8 protein-coding genes are annotated in these 12,425 nt (G+C 58.8%); 2 read left to right on the plus strand and 6 right to left on the minus strand.

Features of this window, described 5'->3' with window-relative positions; translation table 11 throughout:
- Positions 1 to 383: 383 nt before the first annotated feature.
- The 4 genes from QZ383_RS05875 to QZ383_RS05890 form a co-directional block, all read right to left on the minus strand.
- Complete coding sequence (locus QZ383_RS05875; protein ID WP_291443845.1) at positions 384 to 3,383, minus strand: hypothetical protein; 3,000 nt, start codon at positions 3,381 to 3,383, stop codon at positions 384 to 386.
- A 526-nt stretch (positions 3,384 to 3,909) separates the two neighbouring features.
- Entirely contained in the window at positions 3,910 to 4,692 is a 783-nt protein-coding gene (locus tag QZ383_RS05880) for a hypothetical protein (RefSeq protein ID WP_291443847.1), read from the minus strand.
- On the minus strand, positions 4,689 to 5,033 hold the full coding sequence (locus tag QZ383_RS05885; protein ID WP_291443849.1) for a hypothetical protein: 345 nt from the start codon (positions 5,031 to 5,033) through the stop codon (positions 4,689 to 4,691). The genes QZ383_RS05880 and QZ383_RS05885 overlap by 4 nt, the downstream gene beginning before the upstream one ends.
- 8 nt (positions 5,034 to 5,041) lie before the next feature.
- Positions 5,042 to 6,316, minus strand: a complete 1,275-nt coding sequence (locus QZ383_RS05890; RefSeq protein ID WP_291443850.1) for a YIP1 family protein — start codon at positions 6,314 to 6,316, stop codon at positions 5,042 to 5,044.
- A gap of 354 nt (positions 6,317 to 6,670) precedes the next feature.
- On the opposite strand from QZ383_RS05890, the gene QZ383_RS05895 reads away from it, so the two are divergent.
- The gene (locus tag QZ383_RS05895; RefSeq protein ID WP_291443851.1) at positions 6,671 to 7,891 is read left to right on the plus strand and encodes a sodium:calcium antiporter; all 1,221 of its coding nucleotides are present in this window, start codon (positions 6,671 to 6,673) and stop codon (positions 7,889 to 7,891) included.
- Positions 7,892 to 7,994: 103 nt separating this feature from the next.
- The gene (locus QZ383_RS05900; protein WP_291443853.1) at positions 7,995 to 8,984 is read left to right on the plus strand and encodes an RsiV family protein; all 990 of its coding nucleotides are present in this window, start codon (positions 7,995 to 7,997) and stop codon (positions 8,982 to 8,984) included.
- A gap of 83 nt (positions 8,985 to 9,067) precedes the next feature.
- Here QZ383_RS05900 and uvrC read toward each other — a convergent pair whose 3' ends face one another.
- Both uvrC and trpB read right to left on the minus strand, forming a co-directional pair.
- Positions 9,068 to 10,975, minus strand: a complete 1,908-nt coding sequence (gene uvrC, locus QZ383_RS05905; protein WP_291443855.1) for an excinuclease ABC subunit UvrC — start codon at positions 10,973 to 10,975, stop codon at positions 9,068 to 9,070.
- Between the two features lie 134 nt (positions 10,976 to 11,109).
- Positions 11,110 to 12,321: a tryptophan synthase subunit beta gene (gene trpB, locus QZ383_RS05910; RefSeq protein WP_291443857.1), complete on the minus strand. Its 1,212-nt coding sequence runs from the start codon at positions 12,319 to 12,321 to the stop codon at positions 11,110 to 11,112.
- Positions 12,322 to 12,425 lie beyond the last annotated feature (104 nt).

Below are 12,425 nucleotides of genomic sequence, written 5' to 3' on the forward strand. Positions count from 1 at the left end.
TTTTGCACAATCAACTAGAGTGTAAAATTATTTTTTGCACAAGCACATCTTTGATTGATTGACCACACAATGCACTCGCTTAAAATAAAACCGTGAAAAAACAGATGACTAACAGTTTTGCATTGTACTTTTGCCGCAACAACAAAAAACCACCGGAGCAGGCGAACCTGCAACGGTGGTTTGAAGACGGGAACCGCGTCGTTCCCATACTTCCGGTGTGTACTGGCGCTGCCTGTCAGGCAGGAGCGCCCTGTGCCCGGCGCAAAAGCAAAAGCCGCGCCCGCTGTATGATTTATTCAGATGATGCCCGCGTAGCAGGCAAGACCTGTTCCCTTGCTATCCTTTGCCTACTCTGGCCTTCCGGTATCAGCTACGATCAGTTGTCAGAAGGTTCCCGGCTCCCGCATCTTTCCGGGGCGGCACAGGCGGCTTAACCGCCTCAGATATTCTTTACGCTTATCGAGATAAAAAGCCAGTGGGCGGGAGAAATTACGTCCAAGCAATCCGTCCACCAGCATCTGGCTGACCTCGCGTTCTCGCGTCAACACAAGCTGCGCCCGCGCAAGCACGTTGCGGTCAGCCTCGGGCATGGCTCTGGCAATCTGCCGAAAGGCATCCTGCGCGCGGGGCTGGTAGAACCATATATACATGAGGTCAAGGGCGTTAATGATGAAAGCCCGTTCAAGCTCCTTGCCCATCACCCCGCCGCTGCCCTGCAAGCCGCCGGATTTCGCCAGCTTGATCAGAGCATCTTCGTCAGGGAACAGCAATTCCAGCCGCGTGTAGCAGTCAAAAACATTGGCAAGCTTGCTGCGATAATCCCATCTGCGCATGCGCAGGTTCACCTGGCTGTCGGCATAACCTTCAATGAGAGCTGCAACCGAATCCGAGGCCATTTTGGAAATAACCGCAGCGCTCGGCACAAGATACATGGCAGGATTATCCACCCCCAACAGAAAGGCCACCTGATACAGCACCCAGTTGTACAGCGACGACACCGGGATGGCCAGAAGGCTGCGAAACAGATTGCCAATGGACGCTTCTTTGGGAAAACCGCGAAACACATTGTGCGCGCACAAATAAATGCCGTTAACAAGGCTGAGCACGCCAAACACCACCCAGGGGTTCTGGGCGGCAGTAATGCCGAGCGTTTTGTCGAGCAGCAGCACGCGCACCAGCATTTCGAGCAGCAGCACCGAAAAACCCGTGAACATGAGCGAATCGCACAATCGGCTCACGTTGACCTGATCTTTCCAGTGAATGAGCGTGGAACGCGTTGCCCCCTTGGCAGCCATGACCATCTGCACCACGTTGCGGAATCCCGTAATGCCAAACCAGATAAAGGTACCGCACCAGGCGAGGAACCACCAGTTCTGCGTGTACATAAAGGAGAAGAACGCCGGGCAGAAGCCCATGAGCACCTTGAGGCAGTTGCTCACAAAACTGTTTAAATAGGCTGGCCCCAAGGGTTCGCTGCTGCCTTTCTCGCAGGTTTTGCCCAGCAGCCCGTTGCCGCAGGCAAGGCTCAAACCGCCAAGGTTGAGTACGTTGCCCTTGGTGCAGATGCGAAAGTCCACGCTGGCGGTCTTCCACACAGACTGGCGTTCCATGCCCATATGGCGGCAGCCGGGCAGATGGCGCAGCAGCCGCAAGGCTTTTTGCCAGGGCGAAGGATTGCGGGGTTTGCTGTAACGCACGCATTCTTCAACCGGCGAACACACGGGGATATCCGGCTGTTTTTGATCCCTTGCGTAAAATTTGCGGCTGCGGGCGGGCAGGGTTTCGCGCAGCACAAAACCCATGCCGTAGGAATCGCGGCTCACCGAGCTTGTGCCAAGGCGTGAACCAAGGGGCTTGTTGCGATAGTGCTCCCACAATTTCGGCACGTTGTGCAGAATATGGCGGAACTTTGCCGCGCGCTCCTCGTCCTGGGTGCTCATACGGCGCACCATCGTGCGGATCATCTGCTTCACACGCGGGCCAAGCCCTTCATTGAGGGCCTGCTGCAACTCGCTGATGGCCTTGAGGCAGGAGTGCTTGCCTTCCATCCAGCCGCGCATGTTGAAAATTTCCAGATGACTGATGCTGCCCCGGCTGTCCCACAAAAGCTCCGCCACGTCTTCCACGCTCAGCCCCTTGGTGGTCAGCACAAGGCGGTAGCCGGGGTTCAGTTCCGAAAGCTCGCGGGTAATGTCGCCCACAGAAAGCTGCATGAGCGGCGGCAGGTCGCCGTGCGCGCAGGGCTTGTTGAGGTCGGGCATTTCCGGGTGTTCCTGGGGCGAAAGCCAGTGGTCGGCGATGTATTCAGCGCTCAGGTTGTCCAGAAAAACCAGTTCGGCCCTGGCCTCTTCGCTATCGCTCTCAAGCAACAGGGCTGCGCGTTCACGCAGTGAGGGTTGCACATGCGCATGCAGCGCCTCGGCAAGATGCAGTCCAGAGGCCTGCCCCCGGCCCACATGCCGCGAAAAACCCTCGCCGGTCAGTTCCGGCACAGGCACTCCCCACTGGGCTTCAAGCTGCGGGCGCTGGATTTCGTTCCAGAGCGCAAGGCTTTCGAGCACGCGTTCACGACGCCAGCGCAGCACCTCGCGGCCCCGCTTCATGAGTTCGGCAACCTTGGGGCTGTGCAAAAACTCCAGAAAATCCTCGTTGGAGCTGAAACCACGGGGAATCCAGAACAGACTGATGAAACGCCCGTAAAAAGGCAGATGAAATTCCAGACCAATACGCACGCCGATGCCGGTGATTTCCGCTGCGCGCAGAATTTCGCGCGCTGCCTCGGGCTGCACCCAGTATTCATAGGCCACAGTAAGGGAACGCATACCCTTGATCCATGCGTCCATGATCAGGTGGGTGGGTGTTTTGCGGCCCTTGGTGTTGGCGTCATATACATGGTCGTCAAAAGCGAGCTGATTCCAGCTTTCGGGCATTTCAGGCAGATGATAGCGCGCAAGCATGCGGCGCACCACGCGCGGCGTTCCCTGCACGGTGCGACGAAAATCGTGCGCCAGCTTGAGCTGCTCAAGCTGGTTGCCGTGGGCGCGCACCATGCTCTTCATGATCTGCATGAGGGCGCGCGCAGTGTTGCGTCGCAGGGCCGAATGGGCGCTGTTGAGCACTTCATCATACAGGGTTTTGAGGGCAAGCAGACGGTCGCGAGCCTGTGTACGGCCTGCCTGAAGGTTGCGCAGCAGGTTTATAACGGCATAAGCCATGCGCGACACAGGCGAGGCCACCAGTTCCTTGATGCCGTGCGGATGCAGGCTGGGATCAAAAAGGAATGTGTCCGACTGTTTGCCGTCGGATTCCAGAATACGGTTGACCAGAGCCAGGATGTCCCTGTCCTGCTTGTCAAAATAAATACCTTGCATCTTCGCGCACACGGCGGATCTCCTTTCTGCCGCTTCCCATTCAGCCAAATCCATTGGGGGAATGATCGGCAAGGAACTGTTCCCGCGTACCTGCGCGGCCCTTTACTGCAAAAGGCCGGAGCCAAGACGGATGCGGCCGCGCTAACGCAGCGCGCAAACTGCTTGTGACGGAGTGAACAGCCCTAGTATTTCTTATTACTTACCCTGTGACAATGGCTTCGTCAAACAGAGCTTTTTCCTTACCACTCAAAAAGTTAGGAGCGGGGCATCACTACCCCGCTCCAGCTTGACGGCAAAACCCGCATGGCGGGCTGTAACATATCGGCGGCGGCAAAACTGCCTTACCGAAAAAATCAAAAGACAGAATGGCAAAGCCGCACCACAAACTTTATCTGTCAGATATTGCTGACAGTATCCTTTTTTACACGGCAAACACACCTACAAAGCAAACCTGACGCTACAGTTGTCCACTCCGCAGAAAGTTCAAAAAAGTACAATCACTGCGTCATATGAGGGACGGCAACGGATTGGTATACGCCTAAAAGGCCTTGGAGCCAAATACCGTATCCCAGAACGACTTTTCCTTGGACGAAGGATCAACCCAGGCCAGCACTTCACGGCCCATATCCCACGCCAGCGAGCGGGCGATAAAGCCCGAGGGGTCGCCGGGGTTGCGCTCTCTGATGGAGAAAAGATAAAAATCATGCACCTGCCGGGCTTCCATCAGCCCGCCCTGCGCCATGGACCAGAGCAAGGTGCCGGAACGCGCGTCATAGACTTCCATAGCCAGCGAAAGCGAGCTGGAGCCAGTGCTGCCGCCGTCCATGTAGTGATTGATGTAACCCCCGACCACCATTTCCGCGCCGCGCTGGCGGGCCAGGGCTATGGCGCGGGAGGGTTCGTACGGCGCGCCCTGCGGCGCATACTCAAGAGCCTGAAAGGCATTGAGCGAAAGCCAGACCTGCCAGACCTGCCGCGAAAGCATCTCGCTGAAGCTCACGGCATTGGCTATCTGCTGCGTGGCACGCAAGGGCACGAACAGGGCACGTGGGCGCCGCCCCAGAACCATCTGCGGCGCCACGTAAATGGCAGGAGGCTGACGGCGCACAAAGTTGTTTATCTGAAACTGAAAAGGCGTACCGAAGTCGCCAGTGACACTCACCGACCTGCGGCTGTCGTCTGGCGGCGAAGAACAGCCGCCGAGGAGCGTGAACAAAAGCGTTGCCAGAATCGCAGCTGTGACCAGCACCAGCGCAAGAGGCCCGCGCTGGCGCGACCCCGCGCCGCCCAAGCCGCAAAACCGGGTATACAGATGGTTCATTGCGTTTTCTCCGAGGCCAGACATGCGTTTTGCATGGAATCGAGCAGCTTTTCCCTGGTCTGCGCCAGACTGTCGTGCAGATCGCGGCGTTTTTCTGCCGGGATGGTGCAAAACGAGCTCTGGCGGGTCATCTGCACAAGGCTGCGCATTTCCCGCTCCAGCTGGGCCAGATGGAGCGACTCCGCTTCCGTCAGCGCAATGCTTCTTCCGGCCAGTTCCGCCAGATGCCCAAGGTCTTCGGCCTTGGCGCGAATGGTGTCTGGCCTGATGCTTGCGCCATATTTACGACAATTGCGAAATTCATGCCAGAATAGCGCAATTCTTCGCCAAAAGCGGGCCATGGCAATCCTCAGAATTGGGCAGCCTTCATCACCTGCAACAACAGCGGCGCGAGCAGCAGCACAACAGGGGCAAAGCCCATGAAGGTCTGCGGCCACGTAAGATTAAGAACCGTGCGGCACCCCACAAGGACGCAGGCAATCATCCAGATGAAGCCCACAATGGAGCCCAGCAGGGGCACCACGCACAGCAGCGAAGGGGCCGCCGCATAGGCCGCCACCTGAAACACCAGAGAAAATTCGGGCCGTTTGCCAGTTATGAAGCCATAGGTAAAATGCATCAGCGCCGTCAGCACATAGAGCTGCACCACAGAAACGCCTGTTTTGATCAGGATGGTCATGGGCAGGCTGAGCTGGGGAGAAAGCAGTATGAGCATTTTTTCCAGCTCGGGGTCAGAAGCGGCGCTTGGGGCCATGAGCGAAAGAAAGATGCCCGACCACACCCTTTCAATAACAACCTGAATAACGCTGATGACCAAATAGAACACCAGCGGCCGCACCTGCGAGGATTCGGCCCGCATATGGGCAAAAAAGTTGTGCGCGCCAAACATGACCCGCATACAGGTGTGGTAAAAGGCGGGTATCCAGCCATCCGGCTCGGGCGCTGCCTCCCAGGGATTGGCTGGGCCGTGCTGACCATCGCCATGGTTGTCTTCGCGGTCGTTTTCAAAACGCGCAGATTCACGCGCATAGGCCGCGCTGGCATTACGGCTGTCATCAGCATCATCGTCAGCCGGGCCAAAAAGCCCGCGCTGCGAGTTGCGTTTCTGCTGATTGTCGTCATCCCGGCCGCCGGTGCGCGTTTCACTGCTCTTGTCGTCACGCTGGCCAAAAATATTTTTGCCGCCCAGCAGCCCCCACAGGTTGCCTATATGCTTTTCTTCCTCAGCATTCTTGCGGGGGAACGGCCTGCCAGACTGCGGCTTTTGCTCGGGTTCACGGCTTTCGCCCCGTTCGTCATCAGAATGGGAGGATTTCTGCACGGAATGGCCGGGAACAATGGCCCCAGGGGGCAATGGGTCATCATCGCCCGACTGCCAGGCTCCCCGCCCATGCTGTTCCGCACCCAAATTTTCAGGCCGCAGAGCGGAGGCTTCGGAATCACCGTTATGCGCAGAATTTTCAACGGGTTGTTCGGGTTCGGACAAAACATCCATGACGCCAACGCCGGGAACCAGACGGAACCGGCAGGCGCAGTGCGGGCATGTGGCTATAACTGCCTTGGAGGGCAGACGATCGGCGGGCAATTCGCGGCTGAAACCGCAACGCGGACAAGTAATGTTCACAAAAAGCTCCTAGGCTGGCCGATTACACCGGCACATAATTCACCGTCACTTTAGCCGCAGGCACCCATACTGGCAAGTGCCGCCTGCCCTCTTGCAACAATGCGGCGCAGGGGTCGGGCAGCAAAGCCTGCGCCCCGGATTTTGCGCGCTGCAAGCCGCTGAACGCCGGGTGGAATTGTTGACAGCACCATAAACAACGTCTATTTTGACGGTTCAAGGGGAGTAACTGGGTTCTTGAAACCCGGGCGACATCAACAGCATGGCCTCATGGCCTGGTGTCGCCGTCGGTATAGCCGATTAGTGAGACCTTGGCGTTACATCGCCAAGGTCTTTTTTATTTTTAAGGAGAACAGCATGACAATTCGCGCACTGCGCCCCTACATCATTGCCGTGGGTATGACCCTGCCAGGCATTGGGCTGCGTTTTCTGCACCCAGACGTTTCACCGCTTCTGGTGGCCCTGCTTTCGGGCATGGCGATTCTGGGCGCATCCTTTCTGCTCACCTGGGCGTGTGAAGTCGCCCAGATGGACATTCCGCAGGCGGTGGCCGTTGCTGTTGTGGCTTTTATCGCCGTTCTGCCGGAATACGCCGTGGACATGTACTTTACCTGGATGGCGGGCCAGCACCCCGAGAGCGCGTACTCCCACTACGCCATTGCCAACATGACCGGGGCCAACAGGCTGCTCATCGGCGTGGGCTGGTCGTCCATTGTGCTTGTTTTTGCCAGACGGTTTCATACGGGCGTTTCCCTGCCGGACGACAAACGCACGGACGTGCTCTTTCTCGGCCTGGCGACCATTTACGCCCTGTTTATTCCGCTCAAGGGTTCGCTGACATGGGTTGACGGCGTCGTGCTGCTGGGCATCTACATCTGGTACATCTGCATCATCGCCCGCAGACCCGTGGAGGAGGAAGACCCCGAAGGCCCCGCAGCCCTGCTGGCCCACTTTGCCAAAAAGGTGCGCCTGCGCAGCGTTATTTTTATTTTCCTTTTTTCGGCGCTGGTCATTCTGTGCAATGCCGAACCCTTCAGCGAAAGCCTGGTTGCCAGCGGGAAACTGCTTGGCATCAACGAATTTTTGCTTGTGCAGTGGCTTGCGCCTCTTGCCTCGGAGTCGCCCGAATTCATCATTGCCCTCATGTTTGCCGCAAGGGGCAATGCTTCTCTGGCTCTGGGCAGCCTGCTTTCGTCCAAGCTCAACCAGTGGACCCTGCTTGTCGGCATGATCCCCGGCGTCTACGCCGCATCATCCGGCTCGCTTTCGCCTTCCATAAACCTTGACACTCACCAGTTTCAGGAAATACTACTGACCGCCGGGCAGTCCCTTTTTGCCGTGGCCCTGCTGGTGGATCTGCGCCTGCATGTACGCGAGGCCCTGTGGCTGTTCATCCTGTTTGCAGCCCAGTTGCTCTCGCCGCTCTATGACACCCAGGTTGAAGCCCTGCTGGGTCTTGCGCACGATCCTTTACGCCTGCACTATTTCTTTGCGCAGGTGTATCTGGTGCTGGCGGCGGTGCTGCTGCTCAGAAACTGGCGTGGCCTTCTGCGCCTGCGTGAAGGATTCAAGGTTTAAAGCTATTGTATTTACCGCCCGCATGTGTTCCTGTGCCAGCACATGCGGGCTTTGCCGCAAAACCCCGTCGGTCAGAAAAGTCTGACCGCTACAATGGATGAATATGCCCCGCCTAGTCTTTTTTCTGCTTCTGCTTTTGCCGCTGCTGGCATACGCGCAAGCCTCCCTTGCCGCCCGCCTGCCCGAAGTGCAGGCAGCGGGATCACTAAAAGCTGAAACTCCGGTTCAGGGCATTAAAATAATACCGGCCCACAAGGATTCCGCGGACGCGCCGCCCACTTCGCTGGCCGCCGCTGCCGACCCCAATGCGGGTGCAGGCCAGCCCCCTCAGCCCTCAGCCAATGCGGGCAAAGACAGCCCTGCCGTAGCGGACACCCCTGCCGGGGCAGATGCAGCGCCAGCGCCGGACGCTGTGGACAAAACCGACAAAAAAACCGCGGCAGCCATCATTTCCGGTTCTCGCCGCCCTGGCATCATTGAACACCAGATTGTGCGCACCAACCGTGAAGACAAGCCGGATATCAACCTCAGCTATCCTTCCCTGGGCATTCGCACTATAGATGCCAATATCCGCGAATGGGCCACGGGCATAGCCGACGCCTTTGAAGAAACCTTCAATTCGCCCGGTCTGTACCCGGATGAAAACCGCCCCGTTCCTGAACTGTGGTGTTCCTACTCCGTCAGCCATCCTTCGGACAAGGCACTGAGCATCACCTTTGAAGTCTGGACATACACGGGCGGCTCGCAAGGCAATCTGGACATCATGACCCTGAACTACAGCCTGCTGACAGGCCAACGCCTTGGGCTGGTGGATATTTTTGAAGACCCGGACGCGGCCCTTGCCATCATGTCCGCATGGTCGCGCAGGGAGCTTTTCCAGCGTCTGGGCGGCATGCGTCAGGAGCAGTACCTGCGCACAGGTCTTAATCCCGTGCCGGAAAACTTCGCCAGCCTGACCCTGACGCCCTCGGGCATACGCATCAACTTTCAGCCCTATCAGGTGGCCCCTGGCATGGCTGGCGCGCAGAAGGTGGAAATCCCCATTGAAGAACTCCAGCCTGCGCATCCCCTGATGCTGCTCTGGGGCAAATAACGCCCCTCGCCGTAGCGCGCTCATATATGCAAAAAGCCCCTTCCGGGGCTTTTTTTGTAAGCAGTCGTCAGTGCCTGCGGCCATCAATCCAGACCGCGTAACTTTTCGCGCAGCAGAGCGGCCTTGGCAGGGCCGATGCCGGGAATCCTGCACAAATCCTCCACCCCTGCGGCCCGCATGGCCTCAACGCTACCAAAGTTGTCCCACAGCAAACGCGCCGTGGCAGGGCCGATACCCGGCAGACGCATCAGCTCGCCAGACAGTGCCGCACCCTGCCGCGCCCTGCGGTGTCGGCCAATGGCAAAGCGGTGGGTGTTGTCGCGCACGTTCTGCAAAAACAGCAGTTCCGGGCCGCCCTCGCGCAGGGGCAGCGGATTTGCGCGGTTGGGCACAAAAATTCTGTCAGCCACATTGCCAGCGCGGCGGTCGGCATGGCCCTCCTCATCCCTGGCCTTGGCAATGGCCGCGAGGGCGAACAGGTCTTCCTGTCCTGCCTCGCGCAGGGCGCGCTGCACGGAACCGAGCTGCCCGCGCCCGCCGTCTATCAACAGCAAATCGGGCCACGGCGGGCCGCTCTCAATTCTACGCGTCACCCAGGCATACAGGGTTGCGTAGTCATCTCCGCTGTCGGGCATGGCATAGGCCCGATACTGCGAGCGTTCGGGCTTGCCGTCCTCAAAAACAACCATGCCCACGCGGGTCTGCTGCCCACCGGTGTGGGACACGTCCACGCATTCAATCCGCATGGGCGGGCCGGGCAGGTGCAGGGCCTTTGCCAGACGCTCCAGAATGTTCTGATCCGTCTTCTGTTCCTGACGGCGGGCTTCCTCCCGCGCGTTTGACTGCGCAAGGTCTATGAGCTGGTTATCGCCCGCATTCTGCGGCGGCACAATGCGCACTGCTCCGCCCCGGCGGTCTGCAAGAGTCTGCTCCAGGGTTTCGCGGGTTGATGCGCCGCTTTCGCCTGCCTGTCCACTATCGCCGGCCTGCCCGTTTTCATCAGTTGTCTTGGTGCCCTCTTCCCCCGGCTCCTCTTCCTGATCGGAGGGAATCCAGGGCAACAATATACGTGGGGGCGGCGTGGCCTGGCTGTAATACTGCCCCATGAACGACCACAAAAGCTCCGGCGCGTCTTCAAAAGTCAGGCCCGACCAGTAAAAGGCCCGTCCGTCCGTCACGGCCCCGCTGCGCACAAAGATAAGCCCCAGCGCCAGCCCCTTGTCCGCTGAAAACAGGCCAACCACGTCCATGTCGCCGCCGCCGGGCAGCACGGCGGCCTGCCGTTCAACAGTGCTCTCCACAGCGCGGATCTGGTCGCGCAGACTGGCGGCCCTCTCAAATTCCAGTTCTTCGGAGGCTTGTTCCATGGCGGCGCGCAGCCCGCCAAGCAGCTCGGCAGAGCGCCCCTGGAGCAGATCCGTCACCTTGCGCACGTTTTCGTTATATTCCTGCGATGTCACCAAGCCCATGCAGGGCGCGGGGCATTGCCCCATAAAATGATACAGGCAGGGGCGCACACGGTTTTTCATGGCCTTGTCGGTGCAGCGCCGCAGGGCAAAGGCGCGGTGGATGAGCTTCCACGTTTCGCGCGCCGCCAGAGCGGACGTGAACGGGCCAAAATAACGCGCGCCGTCCCGCCGCGCCTGCCGCACGATTTCCAGGCGGGGAAAGGGGTGCTTGGGATTGATGCGAAAAAGCACGTACTGCTTGTCGTCGCGCAGCACGATGTTGTAGTGCGGCCTGTGCTTTTTGATGCAACTGGCTTCCAGCAGCAGTGCCTCTTTTTCCGTGGTGGTGGTCAGATACTCGATGCTCTCTGCATGCGAAAGCATGGCCCGCGTTTTGGCGGGCAGCCCCTCAGGCCGAAAATAGGAGAGCACCCGGCGGCGCAGCACGCGCGCCTTGCCCACATAGATAATGCGGCCCTTGGCGTCCTTGTAAAGGTAAACGCCGGGAGTAAGGGGAATGCTGGATGATTCAGGCTTCTGCATGACAAAAGAATGGGGAGTTAAAGAAAAAAAGCAAGTGCGGGGGAAAAGCCAATAGGCTTCCATCCCCCGCGCTCCTCCTGAAAAACTGGCGGGCGCTTGTTCGCGCAGCCGCCAGAGCAATTTTAAGAATTGCCCTAAATCAGACCCTTCTGCATCATTTCGGCAACCTGGGCCACGTCCTTGTCGCCACGACCAGAGAGGTTCACCAGCAAAATGCCGTCCACAGGCATGCTGGGGGCCATCTTCATGGCGTGGGCCAGCGCGTGGGAAGATTCCAGCGCCGGGATGATGCCTTCATGCCGCGAAAGGGCAAAAAATGCGTCCAAGGCTTCCTTGTCCGTCACGCTGACGTATTCGGCGCGGCCCATATCCTTGAGCAGGGCGTGTTCCGGCCCCACAGAGGGATAATCAAGCCCGGCAGAAATGGAATACACTTCGCCCGCCTCGCCCGCAGGATCCTTAATCATGTAGGAGTTGAAACCGTGCATGACGCCGGGTTCACCCAGGCAGAGGGATGCGGCATGCTCACCGTAGCTGTTGCCACGACCGCCGGGTTCCACGCCCAAAAGGCGCACGTCCGCATCGTCAAGAAAGCCCGCAAACAGGCCGATGGCGTTGGAGCCGCCGCCCACGCAACCAAGGCAGGCATCGGGCAGGCGGCCAGTTTCGGCCATCATCTGGGCGCGGGCCTCGCGCCCCACCACAGACTGAAAAACGCGCACCATATAAGGATACGGATGCGGGCCAACGGCAGAACCCAGCACATAGAACATTTCGGGATCTTCAATCCATTTGCCCAGAGCTTCGTCCACAGCTTCCTTGAGGGTACGCTGGCCGCTCTTGGCAGCCACCACGCGCGAACCGAGCATCTCCATGCGGATGACATTGAGGTGCTGGCGCTCCATATCCACTTCACCCATGCAGATGGTGCATTCCAGCCCCATCAGGGCTGCTGTGGCCGCTGTGGCGACACCGTGCTGGCCTGCGCCGGTTTCTGCGATTACGCGCTTCTTGCCCATGCGTTTTGCCAGCAGGCACTGTCCAAGGGTATTGTTGATCTTGTGCGCGCCCAGATGGTTGAGGTCTTCGCGCTTGAGCCATATCTGCGCACCGCCAAGGTGACGGCTCAGGTTGGCGCAGTGAAATACCGGATTGGGCCGCCCCGTGTAGTGGGAGCAAAGATAATCCAGCTCTTTCTGGAAGGACGGATCCGCCTCGGCGGCCTTCATGGCTTCGGCCACTTCGTCCAGACGGGCCTTGAGAGGCTCGGGTACGAACTGCCCGCCATAGGCCCCAAAAAAGCCCTTGCTGTCAGGAATGCCGTAAGGGGCGGAATGCTGGCTCATGCGATCTCCTTCTTCATGCTGGGTTTCTGCAATATCTGCGGCCTGCGCGGTTTTCAGCCTATGAATGGCCATCCGGCGGCGGCATTTCAAAAAACTCCGTCACT

The organism is Desulfovibrio sp., from assembly GCF_019422935.1.
Lineage (GTDB): Bacteria > Desulfobacterota > Desulfovibrionia > Desulfovibrionales > Desulfovibrionaceae > Desulfovibrio.

Excerpts from the sequence above, each read along its gene's own strand:
- QZ383_RS05880 (WP_291443847.1), bottom strand. The coding sequence starts at position 4,692 with ATGAACCATCTGTATACCCGGTTTTGCGGCTTGGGCGGCGCGGGGTCG.
- uvrC (WP_291443855.1), bottom strand. The coding sequence starts at position 10,975 with ATGCAGAAGCCTGAATCATCCAGCATTCCCCTTACTCCCGGCGTTTAC.
- QZ383_RS05895 (WP_291443851.1), top strand. The coding sequence starts at position 6,671 with ATGACAATTCGCGCACTGCGCCCCTACATCATTGCCGTGGGTATGACC.
- QZ383_RS05900 (WP_291443853.1), top strand. The coding sequence starts at position 7,995 with ATGCCCCGCCTAGTCTTTTTTCTGCTTCTGCTTTTGCCGCTGCTGGCA.
- QZ383_RS05885 (WP_291443849.1), bottom strand. The coding sequence starts at position 5,033 with ATGGCCCGCTTTTGGCGAAGAATTGCGCTATTCTGGCATGAATTTCGC.
- trpB (WP_291443857.1), bottom strand. The coding sequence starts at position 12,321 with ATGAGCCAGCATTCCGCCCCTTACGGCATTCCTGACAGCAAGGGCTTT.